This window comes from Streptomyces coeruleoprunus (genome assembly GCF_039542925.1).
Taxonomy (GTDB): domain Bacteria; phylum Actinomycetota; class Actinomycetes; order Streptomycetales; family Streptomycetaceae; genus Streptomyces; species Streptomyces coeruleoprunus.
This window is the reverse complement of sequence record NZ_BAABIT010000001.1, coordinates 6,622,739-6,640,112: the sequence shown is the minus strand read 5'-3', so window position 1 is coordinate 6,640,112 and position 17,374 is coordinate 6,622,739. Positions and strand designations below refer to the sequence as shown.

At 68.4% G+C, this 17,374-nt stretch carries 10 protein-coding genes and 3 pseudogenes; 7 read left to right on the top strand and 6 right to left on the bottom strand.

Annotated features, from left to right (window positions below; genetic code table 11):
• Positions 1 to 84: 84 nt before the first annotated feature.
• The 3 genes from ABEB09_RS29815 to ABEB09_RS29805 form a co-directional block, all read right to left on the bottom strand.
• Positions 85 to 567, bottom strand: a complete 483-nt coding sequence (locus tag ABEB09_RS29815; RefSeq protein WP_345693010.1) for a DedA family protein — start codon at positions 565 to 567, stop codon at positions 85 to 87.
• Between the two features lie 657 nt (positions 568 to 1,224).
• Positions 1,225 to 2,595 (bottom strand): RICIN domain-containing protein, encoded by a 1,371-nt coding sequence (locus ABEB09_RS29810; protein ID WP_380842497.1) that lies wholly within the window; start codon positions 2,593 to 2,595, stop codon positions 1,225 to 1,227.
• A gap of 31 nt (positions 2,596 to 2,626) precedes the next feature.
• Complete coding sequence (locus ABEB09_RS29805) at positions 2,627 to 4,057, bottom strand: endo-1,4-beta-xylanase (RefSeq protein WP_345693009.1); 1,431 nt, start codon at positions 4,055 to 4,057, stop codon at positions 2,627 to 2,629.
• Positions 4,058 to 4,965: 908 nt separating this feature from the next.
• Here ABEB09_RS29805 and ABEB09_RS29800 point away from each other — a divergent pair.
• Together ABEB09_RS29800 and ABEB09_RS29795 are read left to right on the top strand one after the other, a co-directional pair.
• Positions 4,966 to 6,432, top strand: a complete 1,467-nt coding sequence (locus ABEB09_RS29800) for a non-reducing end alpha-L-arabinofuranosidase family hydrolase (RefSeq protein ID WP_345693008.1) — start codon at positions 4,966 to 4,968, stop codon at positions 6,430 to 6,432.
• A gap of 197 nt (positions 6,433 to 6,629) precedes the next feature.
• A pseudogene (locus tag ABEB09_RS29795) lies at positions 6,630 to 6,818 on the top strand (hypothetical protein); the annotation flags it as partial.
• A gap of 388 nt (positions 6,819 to 7,206) precedes the next feature.
• Here ABEB09_RS29795 and ABEB09_RS29790 read toward each other — a convergent pair.
• Positions 7,207 to 7,639 (bottom strand): annotated as a pseudogene (locus ABEB09_RS29790) (reductase); the annotation flags it as partial.
• Here ABEB09_RS29790 and ABEB09_RS29785 point away from each other — a divergent pair.
• A pseudogene (locus ABEB09_RS29785) lies at positions 7,635 to 7,842 on the top strand (GntR family transcriptional regulator); the annotation flags it as partial. The pseudogenes ABEB09_RS29790 and ABEB09_RS29785 overlap by 5 nt on opposite strands.
• Here the strand turns inward: ABEB09_RS29785 and ABEB09_RS29780 are convergent.
• Both ABEB09_RS29780 and ABEB09_RS29775 read right to left on the bottom strand, forming a co-directional pair.
• The gene (locus tag ABEB09_RS29780) at positions 7,839 to 10,148 is read right to left on the bottom strand and encodes a beta-L-arabinofuranosidase domain-containing protein (RefSeq protein ID WP_345693007.1); all 2,310 of its coding nucleotides are present in this window, start codon (positions 10,146 to 10,148) and stop codon (positions 7,839 to 7,841) included. The pseudogene ABEB09_RS29785 and the gene ABEB09_RS29780 sit on opposite strands and share 4 nt — an antisense overlap.
• Before the next feature lie 66 nt (positions 10,149 to 10,214).
• On the bottom strand, positions 10,215 to 11,639 hold the full coding sequence (locus ABEB09_RS29775) for a family 43 glycosylhydrolase (RefSeq protein WP_345694131.1): 1,425 nt from the start codon (positions 11,637 to 11,639) through the stop codon (positions 10,215 to 10,217).
• 468 nt (positions 11,640 to 12,107) lie between these two features.
• On the opposite strand from ABEB09_RS29775, the gene ABEB09_RS29770 reads away from it, so the two are divergent.
• Genes ABEB09_RS29770 through ABEB09_RS29760 form a run of 4 tightly spaced genes read left to right on the top strand, consistent with a single transcriptional unit; the run spans position 12,108 to position 17,342 of the window.
• Complete coding sequence (locus ABEB09_RS29770) at positions 12,108 to 13,538, top strand: glycoside hydrolase family 43 protein (RefSeq protein WP_345693006.1); 1,431 nt, start codon at positions 12,108 to 12,110, stop codon at positions 13,536 to 13,538.
• A 30-nt stretch (positions 13,539 to 13,568) separates the two neighbouring features.
• Entirely contained in the window at positions 13,569 to 13,850 is a 282-nt protein-coding gene (locus ABEB09_RS35050; protein WP_380842492.1) for a hypothetical protein, read from the top strand.
• 4 nt (positions 13,851 to 13,854) lie between these two features.
• On the top strand, positions 13,855 to 15,966 hold the full coding sequence (locus ABEB09_RS29765; protein ID WP_345693005.1) for a glycoside hydrolase family 97 catalytic domain-containing protein: 2,112 nt from the start codon (positions 13,855 to 13,857) through the stop codon (positions 15,964 to 15,966).
• Positions 15,966 to 17,342 carry a glycoside hydrolase family 43 protein gene (locus ABEB09_RS29760; protein ID WP_345693004.1) on the top strand — a complete coding sequence of 459 codons (1,377 nt, stop codon included), beginning with the start codon at positions 15,966 to 15,968 and terminating at the stop codon, positions 17,340 to 17,342. The genes ABEB09_RS29765 and ABEB09_RS29760 overlap by 1 nt, the downstream gene beginning before the upstream one ends.
• Positions 17,343 to 17,374: the final 32 nt, after the last annotated feature.

Here is a 17,374-nt window from a genome sequence, read left to right as displayed (position 1 = left end):
GCCACGCACACGACGTAGCCCTACGGGACCCGTCCGAAGAGAGCCGAGTCCGCCCGGCGCGGCACCGGTCCCCGGGGGACGGGATCACGATTCCTCGGCCGCGGTGTCACGGGAGGACAGAGCCGCCCGTCTTCTGCGGTACACCACCACCCCGCACACCGCGAGGAGGAGGACGGCCAAGGCGGACACCCCGAGGGCCGTCCGCTCGGCGAAGAGCCTTCCCAGTACTTCGAGCACGCCGAGCCCCGCGGTCGCGTAGATCAGCGCCCAGGCCGCCCCGCCCAGGAACAGGGCGGGGAGGTAGCGGGGCAACGGCATGCGCATGCTGCCCGCGAGGAAGTTGACGGCGGTCTGGAAACCGACGGTCAGGAAGGAGACGGCCACCACCGGCGCGCCCCACCGCTGGATCGCCCGCTCGGCGCGCCGGAACTTCGCCGAGGAGATCCGCTCGGCGAACCTGCTGCGCCGGGCACCGGCGCCGGCGAGCCACCCGACTGCGAACGTCCCTCCGGCACGGAGCAGGACGATGACATACAGGGCTCCGGCCGTGAGCGCGATCCTATCCACGACGCCGCGTCCCGAGCGTTGGGCCGGAACCCGCGATGCCCGTCACCCGCATGGGGCGTCCCGCCCCAGCGGGCGCACGACGCGCACAAGCCCAGTCACCGTCTCTCACCCGCGTCCTACCCATACCCGTTTCGTTCTGTGGGTTGCCCCTGCGGCACCGGAACCCGAACCCGCAGCCAGGCAAGGCCAGCCTAACCGAACGCGCATACGGGGGTGTAGGGCGCCGGCTACCGGAGGAGCGACAGGCGGGATGGGGCCGTGAACCTCGGTGTGGCGACACGTGGTCCCCGTCGATCGTCAGGAAGTGGTGCTCTCGGCACCACCATCGAGTGGTGCGACCAGTCATCCGGGCAGCGCTACGACCTGTTGTTCTGCTGCCAGTGACCGCCCGAAGTCAGCACCGAACCAGCACGGGAAAATCTCGTGCTGGATGCGCAACGAGGTCATGCCGTCCCGGCTCGCTGCCGGCCGGCGACAGGCGGCAAGGACGGTCACCCACCGTAGCGAGAGGGTGCGGCAAACAGCCGCTCCCCCTCACTGATCGTTTCAGGATGAGTTGAGTTCCGGGTCTTGTGCGCAGGCGCGCGGCCGGAGACACGTCCGCATGGAGCGAGTGGAGCCAGAATGATCCTGGCTCCACTCCGTGGTGCGGGCGTTTCATCCGAATTGCGCGAAGAACCTCCAGATCTCTGCCTTGGTCCAGGTGGCGACGCCGCTGTCGTTGGTGGAGCCGTCCACCGGACCGGGTATGTGGCCTCCGTCGAACGCGGCCCATTGGACCGGGTACCCGGCACGGCAGCCCGAGTAGGTGGTGGTGATGTGCGTTCGGCTGCCCGGCGCGGGCTCGCGCGGGCTCTGGGGGGTGCAGCCGTTGTTGCTGACGAATTTGTCGCGGAGGGACCGTCCTTGCGTGATGTTGAGGACGGAGTCGCCGATGCCGTGGATTCCGAAGTAGGCGATGGGCTGGGTGCCGCCGCTGCACCCGCTGATCTGGGCGCCGGAGATGACCGCGACGGCCCGGAAGACGTTGGCCCGGCTGCATGCGAGTGCGTAGCTCATGCCGCCGCCCCAGCTGAAGCCCGTGGCGAAACGCTGTGCCGCGTTGACGCAGAGGCCGCCCTCGATTCGCCGGATCATGTCGTCGACGAAGGTGATGTCCTCACCGCCGGAGTTGGCCCAGCCGTTGCCGAGGCCCTGTGGGGCGACGAGGATCGCGGTGTTGTTCGACTGTTCCTGTTGGCCGTAGTAGGACCAGGCGTTCCCGCTCGTGCCGCCCGAGGCGACGTCGGCGGCGGTTCCGCCCCGCCAGTGGAACGCGAAGATCAGCCGGTAGCGGTGGCTGTTGTCGTAGTTGGCGGGAACCCTGAGGATGAAGCTGCGGCTCTTACCGCCGCTCTGAATCGTGTGCGTACCGCTCGCCAGTGTCGGTGCGCTGCCGCATCCGCCGCCGCCCCCGGACGACAGCTTGATCATCTGCCACTGCTGGTTGGCGCCGCCCCAGTCGGTGTACTGGACGACGTTGCCGCCGTCGGCGGTGGAGGCGCCCTGCACCTCCACCGCCTTGCTGCTGCTGCGGTTGATCAGCCGGACGTGGCCCGCCTCGGAGTCGGCCAGGCGGAACTGCTGGTTGGCCCCGTTGTGGTCGGCCCACTGCTGGATCGCGGCACCGTCTGCGGTCGAGGCTCCGGCCACGTCGAGAACCTTGTTCGAGTGCCGGGCCTTGAGGCGGTAGAAGCCGCCGCCGGAGTCCAGGAACTGCCACTGCTGGTTGGCTCCGTCGTTGCGCGTCCACTGGCTGACCCGCGCGCCGTCGGCGGTGGACGCGCCGGAGACGTCCAGCGCCTTGCCGCTGTTGCGATTGACCAGGACGTACCAGGCGTTGGTGTCCACCGTCGCCGCCTCGGCAGGCGCCGGATTCACCGCGGAGAGCATGCCGATCCCCAGCGTCGCCGCCACCACGGCGGCGACCCGGGACCACCAGCGATGCCTTCGTGGAGGGGCGGGGGAAGCCGCACCGTAGGTCTTCATCGATTGTCCCATTCGTCTGTGGCAGGTCCCATCAAGTGCGGGTCCAGCGTTGGTTGCTGCCGTTCGAGCAGGAGTAGAGCTGGATCAGGGTGCCGTTGGCGGTGCCGCCTGCGACGGCGTCGAGGCAGAGGCCGGACTGGACGCCGACGATGGATCCGTCGGAGTTGAGGCGCCACTTCTGGTTGTCGCCGCCCCAGCAGCCGTAGATCTGGACTTTGGTGCCGTTCCCGGTGCCGGCGGCGTCCAGACACTTGTTGCCGTAGACCCTCAGCTCACCGGCCGCGGTGTACGTCCACTGCTGGTTGGTGCCGTTGTGGCAGTCCCACAGGTGGAGCTGGGTGCCGTCGGTGGTGCTGGTGCCGGGCACGTCCAGGCAGCGGCCCGAACCGACGCCCTTGATCTGACCGGAACCCGAAGGGGGCGTGGAGGAGCCACCGTTGAGTGCGTTGAGGACGGCGGTGTAGGCGGGCTTCTTGCTGCCGTCGCCGTTGAACAGCAGCGGCGTGTGCTCCGGTCGCCAGGAGTCGGTGTCGCGCACACCCCAGACGGTGATGCCGAGGCAGCGCGCGACGGCCAGGCAGTCGTTGACCACGTTGGCGTAGGTCGTGGCCGGGGCGCCCTGGATGTCGAGTTCGGTGATGGCCACGTCGACGCCGAGGGCGGCGAAGTTCTGCAGGGTGGTACGGAAGTTGCTGTTGTAGGGGCTGCCGCTGTTGAAGTGCGACTGGAAGCCGACACAGTCGATCGGCACGCCGCGCTGCTTGAAGTCCCGGACCATGGCGTACATGGCCTGGGTCTTGGCCCAGGTCCAGTTCTCGACGTTGTAGTCGTTGTAGCAGAGCTTGGCGGCCGGGTCGGCGGCGCGCGCGGTACGGAAGGCGACCTCGATCCAGTCATTGCCGGTGCGCTGCAGGTTGGAGTCGCGCCGGGCTCCCGTACTGCCGTCGGCGAAGGCCTCGTTCACGACGTCCCACTGGGCGATCTTGCCCTTGTAGTGGCGCATCACGCCGTTGATGTGGTCGATCATCGCCTGGCGCAGTGTGCTGCCGCTGAGGCTCTGCATCCAGCCGGGCTGCTGGGAGTGCCAGGCCAGGGTGTGCCCGCGCACCTGCTTGCCGTTCTGCACCGCCCAGTTGTAGACGCGGTCACCGGCGGTGAAGTTGAACTGGCCTCGCTGCGGTTCGGTGGCGTCTATCTTCATCTCGTTCTCGGCCGTCACCGAGTTGAACTCACGGCCCGCGATCGCCGTGTACGTCGAGTCGCCCAGCCTGCCCGAGGCGATGGCGGTGCCGAAGTAGCGGCCGCTCTGCGCCGCCGCGGCGCCGAGCGTGCTCTCGGCGGCGTGTGCGGTCGGCGGCGCGACCAGTGCGGCGACCGCGCCGAGGACGCCGACGACCAGCGCCGACAGCAGGCCGCTGATCTTCTGGCGGATAACGCTTCTGGGAAGGGCATGCAAGCCCATGACGGTGCCTCCAAGGTAGACATCACGGAGTGACTGAAGCGCAGGGGAAAGCGTCGTCCGCTTCCCCTCGGCAGACGGGCGGGGCGGGGCGGGCCGGAACCCGCGCAGCACGGAATCACCGGACACCGCGGTCATGGGACCGGGACGATCCCAACCGGCCGGGACGGCACCCGGGTCGGCCGCCGGGAGATCTACGGCGAGCGGCAGCGGTGTTTCGAGACAGGCACGGGAGTACTCCATCGCGGCTCAGCCGGGGGACCGTCACGCGGCGTCGCGTGCCTCTCCAACTGCACGAAGAGCCAGGATGCGCCGGTGCGAACCTCACCGGAACGAAACGGGGTGGCGCAGGTGCTTCGGTGCGCGGATCTGCGGTGCATCCGGGCGTGGATCTGCCCGTTCAGCACGGTTTGCCCGGGCCGCAGTTCGAAATCCCGAACTATGGTCGGTCGCCCGGTGATGGATGATTGAAGGATTGACAGTGAATCGTCAATACCCCTCGCAGAGAAAACTTCCGATCCTCAGCTGAAAAGTTCCAGGCCCCGCCGAGCCGGACGGCGGAGCTCTCCGGCACCCCCGTCGGCGGACAGTGCCGGCCCGGGCCGGGACCAGGACGGGTGCGCGGACGCCGACCAGTCAACTTCCCTCCTCAGCACGGCCCTTGGACTGGCGAGCCGTTCGCCGACATCCGCAGCGCTTCCGGTCGGCGCGACAGCTTGCCAAGCCCCAAAAGAGGAGGAGCTGTTTGTGGACAGATCGGCGACAGACCTTGACCAGAAGGCCCCGCATTCCTAGCTTGTGGCGTCAAAGCTTCCGGAAGCTCTTCGAAAGTCTCGGGACTGTCCCTGCCCTGGTACGGCCGCTCCGCGGTTCATCGGTGTCTTCACCCCGTCCCCCAAGGAGGCCCTCTGATGTGGTTTCGCCACCCATCCCCGGTCAGTCCGAGACGCTTACTCGCCGTCCTGGCGCCCTTGCTGCTCGTGGCTGCCTTCCTCGGTGCCCAGCCGGCCAGCGCGGCGACCGTAGACCCCAACGCCTCGTATGTGCTGGTCAACCGCAACAGCGGCAAAGCCCTGGACGTCTACAATCTGGCGACCAACGACGGCGCCCGCATCACCCAGTGGACCAGGAACGATCAGAACCAGCAGCAGTGGCAGTTCGTCGACTCCGGAGGCGGCTACTACCGCATCAAGTCCCGCCACTCCGGCAAGGTTCTGGACGTCCACAACTGGTCCACCGCGAACGGCGGCTCGATCGTCCAGTGGGCCGACCTGAACGGCACCAACCAGCAGTGGCGGCTGGCCGACAGCTCGGACGGCTACGTAAGGCTGATCTCGCGCCACAGCAACAAGGCTCTCGAGGTACAAGGCGCCTCCACCGCGGACAACGCGAACGTCGTCCAGTACGACGACTGGGGCGGCACCAACCAGCAGTGGCAGCTTGTCAGGGTCGGGGGCGGCAACCCCGGCCCGTGCGAGCTTCCGTCGACATATCGCTGGACGTCAACGGGTGCGCTGGCGCAGCCCAAGCCGGGGTGGGTCTCGCTCAAGGACTTCACCGTCGTCCCCTACAACGGCAGGCAACTCGTCTACGCGACGACGCACGACACAGGGACCAGGTGGGGTTCGATGAACTTCGGCCTGTTCACCAACTGGTCGGAGATGGCCTCGGCCGGCCAGAACACGATGTCGGCTTCCACTGTCGCGCCCACGCTCTTCTACTTCGCGCCGAAGAACATCTGGGTGCTCGCCTACCAATGGGGCAGGACCGCCTTCTCCTACCGGACGTCGAGCGACCCCACCAACCCGAATGGCTGGTCTTCCGAGCAGGAACTCTTCTCCGGAAGCATCGCAGGCTCCGGAACCGGACCCATCGACCAGACGCTCATCGCCGACGGGACGAACATGTACCTGTTCTTCGCCGGCGACAACGGCAAGATCTACAGGGCCAGTATGCCGATCGGGAACTTCCCGGGCAGCTTCGGCACGAACTCGACAGTGATCATGAGCGATACGACGAACAACCTGTTCGAAGCCCCGCAGGTCTACAAGCTCCAGGGCCAGAACCGCTACCTCATGATCGTCGAGGCGATCGGCTCGCAGGGCCGCTACTTCCGCTCATTCACCGCCACCAGTCTGAACGGCTCGTGGACACCCCAGGCCGCGACCGAGGGCAATCCCTTCGCCGGCAAGGCCAACAGCGGCGCCACCTGGACCAACGACATCAGCCACGGCGAACTGATCCGCACCAGCCCCGATCAGACCATGACCGTCGATCCCTGCAATCTGCAGTTGCTCTACCAGGGACGCAGCCCCAACTCCGGCGGCGACTACGGCCTCCTCCCCTACCGTCCGGGCCTGCTGACACTGCGCCGCTGACGGCATGACAGGGTCCCTCTCCAGTGGGGAGCCGGCGCGGCGGGCTCGGCGGAAGACCGAGCCCGCCCGCGCCGGGCGACAACGTCGGCGCTCATACGGCGACGGAGCGCGGGGGCGGGCATCGCCCACTCACCGGTCCGAGTGCCATCCCGTAACGCGGTGCCGCCGCCGGTAGCGCTGCCCCCTTGTACGTCTCCGTGGCGTTCGACTCTCCACAGGCCGCGGTAGGGCGAGTCGGCCGCACGATCCCGCCTACACGCGCAGAACGGAGGCTGGCGCGTTCCCCGTCACCGACATACGTACTCGTCCGCGCGGCGAATGGCGCCTTCGTTACGGTCCGGATCAGCGACGCATGCCCGGCGCCCTGCGCGTCCGGTCAACTTGAGCTCAGCCGACAGGCCTTCGCCAAAGTCGCCGACCTCGAGGTCGGCCGCATTCCGATCACCTGGAGCCTGCTGAGCAGCACGTCCGGCACGATGTCCAGGTGCAAGACCGGCTCCAGCCGCCATCGGATCCAGGCGACCGGCCACAAGGATCCGGTCGCACGGCTGGAGGTCTCCTTCAACGGCGGCTGGCGGCAGCTGCCCACACCGACTTCACCTACTTCATTTCCGCTGACGGCGGCGGGTACGGCGGCGCGATCCGAGTCACAGACCTCTATGGAGAACGGCTGGCCATCGTCCAGCCACCGGGAAGGTCGCTGGGGCGGTGTTGCGAGGAGCCCTCCGGCCCAGCGTGCGGGCCTGCTCACTGGCCTGGCGCAGCCAGCTGTGGTCAGCCGGCCCAGGCGTCCTGACGTAGGGGCCGGATTCGGTGAGGGCGGCCAAGAGGCGGCGGCCTCCTCGTCACCCGCACCGGTATTCCTGCGGTGGATCACCACGACCTCGTCGCTCTCGCGCGAGATGCGGTCCTGGACGAAGCGGGCACCGTCCTCGGGCGCAGCTGAAGGTGGGGCGCACACTGACGGCTCCGGCCGCCTCGGCCGCCTGGAACTCCTCTCGGTGCAGGTGGTCGACGTCCGGGTGGTCGCAGCCGAAGGAGCACAGCAGCGTTCCGTCCTCCCGAGAGTGCAGCCGGTCGAGCACCGCGCCGCGGAAGGGCGCCAGCCGGTGCCCGCGCTGACCAGGACGACCGGCACGGAGGGGTTATCGGGGAGGCGGAAGTCCTCGCTGCACGGCAGGACCCTCGCCTGGACGGTGTCGCCGGCCCTCCTCACCCTCCTGGAAGGGGATCCCCGGCCGCACCCTGCGCGCCCGCATCTGGCGCGGTCCGGTCGACGACAAGGCCGCGGGCCGCACCCTCGCCGAGCACGAGGCGATCCTCGATGCCCTGTCCACCCGGGACGCCGCGCTGCTGCACGTGAGCAGCGAACCCCTTCCCTTCGGCGCGACAGCGTCAGACACTCCCTAGCCCCTCAAGATGCGCCACCGGTTGTCGGCGGTGCCGTTGTCCGAGTCCTGGACTGCGAACGCGCCGACAGCGGTGGAGTTGTTCGCGATGGCGAGCAACTTGCCGCTGTGCTCGTTGCGGATCTTGTAGGTCCCGTCTCCCTGGTCGAGCAGCGTCCATCTGTGGTCGGCTGTGCCGTTGTCCGACCACTGCAGGACGGTCGCGCCTTCTGCCGTGGACATCTCCAGGACGCCGAGCACCTTGCCGCTGTGGGCGTTGCGGAAGCGGACCGCGTTTCCGTCGGTGACCATGTGCCAGTCGTGGTCGGCGGTGCCCGAGTCGTGCCACTGCAGAGCGCGGCCACCGTCGGCCGTGGACATGTTCTGGATGCCCAGCACGAGACCGCTGCCCACATTGGCGAGACGGACGGTGCCGCTGGTGTTCCAGTAGACGGTGTAGTTGTGGCCGTGCGCGTCGTGGAACGGTCCCAGGTTGACGGTGGAGCCGTTGGCGGTGGCGGTGAAGGTGAGGGAACTGCTGCTGGTCCGTGTGATCGAGGACGTGTTCAGCGACGGGAGGGAGCTGAGCGAGGAGTCGCCGTAGTTGCCGGACAGGACCACCGGGCCGTAGGTGATCGCGGTGACGTTCGGGTTGTCGTTGGCCGCTCGCATGACGATCCGCATGGGCAGGCGGACGGTGACCGTGTCGCCGGAGGCCCAGGAGCGGTTCAGGGTGGCGTAGCCGCCGGGGGTGGTGGTGATGGTCTGCGCGACGCCGTTGACGCTGACGGTGGCTCCGGTGGTCCAGCCCGGGATCCGGATGCGCATGGCCCAGGTGCCGCTGACGTTGCCGGTGACCCGTAGGGTCGTGGTGTCGCTCACGGGGTATGTCGTGGTCTGGGTGACGGTGATTCCGCGCTCCGACCAGTTGAGCACCGACGGCACGAACAGGTTCACGATCAGCGTGTTGTCGCTGCGGAAGTAGATGGAGTCCATCAGCCTGGTGTGCATCTCCAGGCCCGTGCCCTGGCAGCACCAGAAGGTGCCGTAGTCGGTGCTCCAGGTGCCGCCGCCCCACGCCGGGCCCACACCGCGTCGGCCTCCCGGGTTGAGCGGGGTGAAGTAGGTCACGTGGCCGTGGTCGTCGGCCGGGTTCTGCTGGCCGATCATCTGGTTCAGCCACGCCCGCTCGTAGTAGTCGAACAGCTCGGCCCGGTTCGGGTCCAGCGCGAACAACTCCCTGGTGAGGCTGAGCATGTTGAAGGTGTTGCAGCTTTCGCACGTGTCCTTGTTCAGGAAGCCGGCGATGGCGTTCGGGGCGCGGAAATGCTCCGCCTGGCTGTTGCCGCCGATGGCATAGGTGTGCGAGTTGACGCAGATGTTCCAGGCATTGGCGGCGATGTCCCGGTAGCGGGTGGTGCCGGTGGCCTTGTACTCCCGGGCGGCCCCGATCCACTTGGGTACCTGGGTGTTGGCGTGCAGTCCGGCCAGCTGGTCCTGGTTGGACGCCAGGGGATCGAACACCGCGGCGTGATCGAACCGCCGGGCGGCGGTGAGCCACCGCGCGTCGCCTGTCTGCTGGTAGAGATCGGTCAGCACGGCGTTCATGCCGCCGAACTCCGTGCCCAGCATGGTCTGCATCTGCTGGCTGCTCAGCCGGCCGGTGCGCCGGTCGACCCACCCCGCAAGGGCGAGCAGCACGTCCCGGGCTTGTGTGCTGCCGATGTGGCGCCATACGTCCAGCAGGCCGGCGAGGGTCTTGTGGATGGTGTAGTACGGCACGTTGCCGTTGCTCAGAGTCCGCTGCTCGAGAGCGGTGAAATCGGACTCCGGGTAGCCGGAGAGGTACCCGGCGTTGAAACCGGCGGCGCTGTTGTTGGCCTGGCATTTGGCCAACTCCGCGACCATGTGGGTCGCCTTGTCCCGGCAGGTGGTGTCCCCGGTCACGGCGTACAGCTGTGCCCATGCCGTGAGGAAGTGCCCTTGGACGTGGGTGCGGAAGGGGAAGTCCGGAGCCTCCCAACCGCCGGTGGCGGCCGCGCCGTTGGTGGAGAGCCGGTGGTTGGCGCGGAAGTTGTACAGCAGCCGGTCGACATCGACGAACCGCAGGTAGTTGCGCGTACGGTTCTGGTTGTCCAGCCACCGGCTCGCGGTGAGCCGGACCTGGCCGAGTTCGAAGGGATGCGCGGAGACCCCGATGTCGGCCCTTGCGGGAGGGATGGCCGCCGCGTGGGCGGGAGAACCGCCGATGAGGGATCCGGTGGCAGTGGCGGCGGCGGTGGCCCCGGCTGCTTGCAGGAGGTGCCGTCTGCTGATGGGGGAAGACATTGTGCACCTTTCGTGACGAGAGAGTCCGCCGAAGCCGACCGAGGGCTAAGGGTCGGCTGTGGTGGCTCACTGGGTGTAGAAGGTGGCGTCGGCCCGGTCGGTCGCCGTGCTGAGGGCCTGGACCCGCAGCAGGTAGTCGTAGTGGCGGATGTAGCGGCCCGGGAGGTTGTACGACTCGTACGAGACGCCGGCGGAGTCGGAGAGGCCGGCGCGGGCGGTGAAGGAGGCGTCACCGGCGAACTGCGACGTCCCGTCGTTCTTCTCCACCCACACCTCATAGTTCTTGTGGCGCAGGAAGTAGCCGGGGAAGTTCGCCGACTCCAGGGAGACGGTGCCCGTGCCGGCGAGACCGGCGACCGCCCGGAACTGCGAGTCGGCCAGCGGCGAGACGTTCGGCTCGATCCTGGCGCGGTACTCCCAGTGCCGGATGAACCGGTCGGGGAAGTTGTACGAGGAGAGCCGGATCGGGGTGAGGCCGTCGGCGACCGGGATGCCGAAGTCGGGTGTGCCGTCGGCCCTCCAGTAGATCTTCTGGACGCGGGTGCGGCGGTTGGGGTCGTTGAGAGGGGCACCGCTGATGTCCCTGTAGCCGCGGTCGTGGTAGACGAGGATGTCCGACTTGCCGTCCTCGGAGACCGTGAACTGGTTGTGCCCCGGGCCGTACTGGCTGGTGGCGGCGTTGCTGGCGAAGACGGGGCCGGCGGTCTTGGCCCACGACGAGGCGCTGAGCAGGTCGGCGGAGGCGGATGCGGTCAGCAGGCCCATGCAGTAGTTGGCGTCGGTGGCGCTGGCCGAGAAGGTCATGAAGACCTTGCCACCCCGCTGAATGACGGCCGGGCCCTCGTTGACCGTCTCGCCTCCGGCGGTCTCCCATGAGGCGGTCGGCCGGCTGATCATGACCGGTGTGCCGGTGATGGTCCACGGGCTGGACGTCCGGGCCATGTAGAGGTTGGTGCCGCGGCCGACGGCCGGGTCGTGCTGCGCCCAGGAGAGGTAGCGGGTGCCGTTGACGGCGAAGGTCGTCGCGTCCAGGGAGAAGGTGTCCAGCGGCAGTACGATGCGGCCCTTCTCCGTCCAGGCGCCCGTGATCGGGTTCGCGGCCGTGCACTCCAGGACGTACGGCCGGATCCTCCAGATGTCGTTCGCGGCCCCGGCGGCGAAGTAGACGTACCACTTGCCGTCGATGAAGTGGATCTCCGGAGCCCAGATGTGGGCGCCCATCTCTCCAGTGGCGTGCTTGGTCCAGATGGTCGTCTCGGCGGCGGACGTGAGCCCCTGGATCGTGGTGGCCCGGCGCAGCACGATCCGGTCGTACGCCGGGACCGTGGCGGTGAAGTAGTAGAAGCCGTCCGTGTGTCTGTAGATGTGCGGGTCGGCCCGCTGCTCGGCGATGGTGTTCGTGTACGTGACACCGGGGGACGCGGGCACGGCGGCGTGGGCGGTACCGGCCGGGACACCGGTGAAGGTGACGGCGGCCGAGCCGGTGATCATGCCGAGGACCGTTCGTCGGGTGAGCGCAGGTCTCACGGAGTACTCCCTCTGGTGCCGATATTTCGAACGCCGTTCGTAAACTCGGCCAGAAGATAGATCCTGCACCAGCCCGGGTCAACGCCTCTGTCATAAAAGGCGACTTGAGGTCTCGAAGGTGGCGGAGGACGGAGGTTCCGGCGCTCGGACTCGGTCAGGTCGGATGTATTGACGCACCCTGTTTCGCCCACCTATTGTCTGCCCGACCTTCCGAACGCTGTTCGACATATCGCACAACTCGACTGGTGGGACAGCGAGTTGGCTGCGGCGGCTGCCCCCGGCCGACCACCGGGAGGAAATGCCGCCGGGCGCAACAGCTGTCGCCGGGAAACCACCAACCGTCCTGCTGCGCCGCGCCCAACCGCGCTCGGATCAGCCAACCGCATCGTCCGGCCCCGCCGTCCCCACACGGCAGAACGACAGGAGATGTGCATGTCCGCGCTTCGCGCCCGGCTGTCGGCGATATTGCTCGCCGCGTGCCTCCTCTTCACCGGCCAAGCCCTGACCACACCGGACCGGGCGGCCGCTGCCGACCCGGGCTACCTGATGGCGCACTTCATCGGTGAGGGGGCGACCGGTCAGCAGATCTACTTCTCGCACAGCACGGACGGCCTCAACTGGCGTGACCTCAACGGCGGCGGGACGACCCTGCGCTCCACGGTCGGAACGCGCGGCGTGCGCGACCCCGCACTGGTCCGCTCCCCGGGCGGCGACAAGTACTGGATCATCGCGACCGACCTGTGCATCGGCTGCGGGCAGAACTGGGACACCGCCATCAACAACGGCAGCCGCAGCCTCGTGGTGTGGGAGTCGACGGACCTGGTCAGGTGGTCGGAGCCGTGGCTGCTCAATGTCGCCGGAGCGATCCCCGACGGGCGCAACGCGTGGGCGCCGGAGGCGATCTGGAACCCGGCCACCAACGACTACGTCCTGTACTGGGCGACGAACAAGCCCGTCAACGGCGTGAAGAAGCACCGCATCCACTACGCCCACACCCGTGACTTCCGCGCCATCACCACTCCGCGGATCTACATCGAGCGCCCCGGCACCCAGGAGATCATCGACACCCAGATCGTCGAGGTCCCGGCCGGCGTCGGCGACCACCGCTACGTACGGGCCTCCGGCGACGGCCAGATCACCCTCGAAGGCAGCAACTCGATCCTCGGTACGTGGACGAACCTCGGCAACCTCTCCGGCATCGGCCTGACCGGTTCCCAGGTCGAGGGTCCGATGTGGATGAAGTTCCGGGACCGCAACGAGTGGACCCTCTACCTCGACCAGTACGCCTCCGGCCGCGGATACATGCCGGTCACGACGACCGGCCCCGCCGTCTCCGGCACCTACCGGCTCCCGGCATCGGGAAGCTACGACATGGGCGGCACGAAGAAGCGCCACGGCTCGATCCTGAACCTGACGGCGGCCGAGGAGAGCCGCGTGCTCGCCCGATGGTCCAACACCCCGGCGCAGCGGCTCCAGTCGTACAACTTCCAGGACCGGTACGTGCGGCACGCCGACTTCGACGTGCGCATCGACCAGAACATCACCGGCCCGGACGCCCAGTTCCGCCTGAGGCCCGGCCTGGCGGGCTCCGGCACCGTCTCCTTCGAGTCGGTGAACCACCCCGGTTACTTCCTGCGGCACTCCAACTACGACTTCCAGCTCGCCCACAACGACGGCACCTCCCAGTTCGCCGCCGACGCCACCTTCCGCCAGGTCGCCGGGCTCGCCGACTCGAGTTGGTCGTCCTTCCAGTCGTACAACCACCCCGACCGCTACATCCGCCACTACGCCTACGAACTCCGCCTCGACCCGATCACCACCGCGACGGCCCGCAGTGACGCCACCTTCCGCGTGACGAGCTGACCCGACGCCGACAGGGATCACCTCGATCCGGTGACGTCCCCCAGCGCCACGGCCGTCGAGCAGAACGCCACCTTCACCGCCGTCCCCGGCCTGGCCGACTCCACGCGCCGCTCGTTCCGTGACGCGTCCGGCCGCCACCTGCAACCACCTGGAAGGCCGTATGAGATTCCTCCAACGACGCGCGATTCGAGTCGCCGTTACGGCCGCCGCCGTCCTCGCCGGCATGGGCTCGGTCACTGCGGTCCCCGCATCCGCCGCCACGCCAGGGAACTGGACCTCGGTCCAGCCCGGTGTCGCACAGACCGGCTGTGACGGTGTGCGCGCCACCGTGGCGCTGGACGCGAACGGCGCCCTGTCGCTCGGCGCGACCTGGAACTGCCGCCAAGCCCTGATACCCGCTCCGATCGGACTCGTGACCAGCCAGGCCGACTTCACCACCGGCCTGGAGTTCGTCAGACGCACGGATACGCCCGTCTCGTACAGCTACGAGGTCGAAGCGGGGAAGTCCCGCGTCCGCACGCGGTCCGCGACCGAGACGAGACTGGTGTTCGCGAAGGGCTCCGCGCAGATGACCGTGCACGTCCGCACGTCCGCGGACGGTATGGCGCTGCGCTACGAGCTGCCGTCGGGTGCGACCGTGCTGAGCGAGGCGACGTCGTTCGAGCTGCCGACCGACGCTCAGCTGTCCCGGCAGGTGTTCAGCCCCGATCACGAGAGGGGGTATGCGACCTCTGCAGTCGCCGACGTCCCGACGGGCTCCTACGACATGGGCATGTTGGCCCAGCAGACCAACGGCGCCCGGGTACTGCTCGCCGAGTCCGGTGTGGACGGCGGCTATGCGGGTGGCTGGTTCACCCACACCCAGGGCACCGGCCGGTTCACGGTCGCGCTGGCCGACGCGCAGATCGCGCGATCCGGCGCGTTCACCACAGCGTGGCGCACCGCCACCATCGGCAGCACGGCGACGATCGTGGAGTCCACGCTGGTCGACGACGTCGCGCCCGCGTCGAAGGTCTCCGACACCTCGTGGATCAAGCCGGGTGTCGCCGCGTGGCCGTGGCTGGACGGCATGTGGGACACCCAGCGCGACCTGACCAAGCTCAAGCAGTGGGCCGACTACGCCTCCTCGCAGGGCTGGCCCTATCTCCTGGTCGACGACGGGTGGAAGGCCAACCAAGCGATCATTCCCGAGCTCGTGGCCCACGCCCGGGAGCGCGGCGTGCGGATCATGCTCTGGTACCACTGGCAGGACCTGGACACCGCCGCCGAGCGGGACGCCGAGTTCACCAAGATCACCGGGTGGGGTGTCGTCGGCGTCAAGATGGACTTCATGGGTTCCGAGACCCGGGCCCGTCAGCAGTGGTACGACGCGGCCCTGGCCGACACCGCCCGGTACAGGCTGATGGTCGACCTGCACGGCTCGCGCCTGTCCGTCGGTGTCCACCGCACCTGGCCCCACGTGCTGACCAACGAGGCCGTCCGGGGCGAGGAATACCCCGGCGGCCGGGACATCGGGCACGTGGCCGCGCTCCCGTTCACTCGCGGGGCACTGGGCCCGGCCGACTACTCGCCGATGAGCTTCCAGCAACGCAACCCGAACAGCGACGCCGCCGAACTCGCCCTCGGCGTACTCCTGGACAGCGGCATCATGCTGCCCGGCAGCCGCATCCCGGACTACCAGGCCCGGCCCGAGGCACAGCGGTGGCTGCGCATGCTGCCGACGGTGTGGGACGAGACGAAGTACGTCTCGGGCGACCCGCTCACCGGAGGGGTCATCGCGCGCCGCGACGGCGACCGGTGGTTCGTCGGCGCGCTCAGGCGCGGCGGCGCCACCACCATCAGCTACCCGACCACGTTCCTCGGCTCCGGCACCTGGCACGCGGAGATCACCACCGACGGCTCCGACGGCCTGACCCGCACCAGCAAGGTCATCCAGGCCGGTGACACGCTGAGCGTCCCGGCGGTCGCGGGCGGCGGCCATGTGGTCAGGCTGACCCAGGTCCCGGTCATCCCGACCGGGAACCGCACGGTGACCGTCGCCGGCAGCGGCCACGTACTCGACGTGAAGAGCGCAAGCCCCGCGAACGACGCCGCGATCATCCGCTGGCCCGGCACCGGCGGCACCAACCAGCGCTTCGCATTCGTGCCCCTCGGCGATGGATACACACGGATCGTCAACCAGGCGAGCGGCAAGGACGTCGTCATCCGGTGGGCCTCCCGCGACGCGGGCGCCAAGGCCGTCCAGTACCCGTACGAAGCCAACGCGAACACCAACGACGAATGGCTGGCGGAAGACGCGGGCAACGGCCGTATCCGGCTCCTCAACCGCCACAGCGGCCTCTACCTCACCGCGGGCAGCGCCCAGGGCGACCAGTTGGAGCAACGCCCGTTCGACGGCGCCGACCACCAGATGTTCACCGTCTCGTGATGCCCGGACCGGAGGAAGAGTTGAACAGAACCTTAAGAACGCTGCTCGCCCTGCTGGGCCCGCTGCTGCTGGTCCTGCTGGGTGTCCCCGCCCTTCAGGGCACCGCCTCCGCCGCCCCGCCGGCCGGGCAGGCCACGCGGTACACGATGACCGCGTTCACCAACAGCAGTGAGTCGAACATGTACGTGTACGACTCGCCGGACGCCACCGGATTCAGCCTGCGGAAGGGCCCCGCCTACACCCCGCCGTCCGGTCTGATCCGTGACCCCAGCATCTTCAAGCACACCGACGGCTTCTACTACCTCACTTACACCACCGACTGGACCGGGAACACGATCGGTTTCGCCCGGAGCACCGACCGGGTGAACTGGACGTTCCTGTACCACCACACGATCCCGATCAGCGGGCTGACCCGCACCTGGGCGCCCGAGTGGTTCATCGACACCGACGGCAGCGTCAACATCATCGTGTCCCTGACGTCGGCGAGCACCGCCACCCACTTCGCCGCCTACAAGCTCACGGCGACCAACTCCGCGCTGACCACCTGGTCCGCGCCCACCCAGCTGTCCGGCATCGGCCCGAACCACATCGACACCTTCATCGTCAAGGTCGGCTCCACGTACCACGCGTTCACCAAGAACGAGACGACGAAGTACATCGAGTACGCCACCGCCTCCACCCTCACCGGCCCCTACACCATGCGGAGGACGGGCGACTGGGCCGGATTCGGCGACTGGGTCGAGGGCCCGGCCCTGGTCCAGCTCGACAACGGCGGCTGGCGCATCTACTACGACGGCTACCGCGCCGGCAAGTACTGGTACAGCGACAGCCACGACAACTTCGCCACCTGGTCCTCGCCCACCGAGGTGCCCGGGCTGTCCGGCTTCATTCGCCACGCCACCGTGCTGAAGGAGACGGTCCCCGGCGGTGTCACCCTGCCCACCAACACCACCCGGTCGCTGCGGTCGGTCAACTTCCCCGACCGGTACGCCGTGGTGCGCTCCGACAGCCTCGGCCACATCGACCCGGTGAGCACCGCCAGCAGCACCGCCGTCAAGCAGAGCGCGACCTTCACCGTCGTGCCCGGCCTCGCCGACGCCAACTGCTACTCCTTCCGCGACTCCGCCGGCCGCTATCTGCGCCACTGGGACTTCCGGGTCCGCTTCGACAGCGGCAACGGCACCGACACCTTCAACAAGGACGCCACCTACTGCGCACGCCCGGGCACCGCCTCCGGTTCCGTCCGCCTGGAGTCGTACAACCACCCCGGCCGCTACCTGCGCCACTACGGCTACGCGCTGCGAGTGGACCTTTACCAGGACACCGACACGTTCCGCGCCGACAGCTCCTTCACGGCGGTCAGCCCCTGGGCCTGACATGTCCATCCCCGGCGTGGCGTCGCGGAACC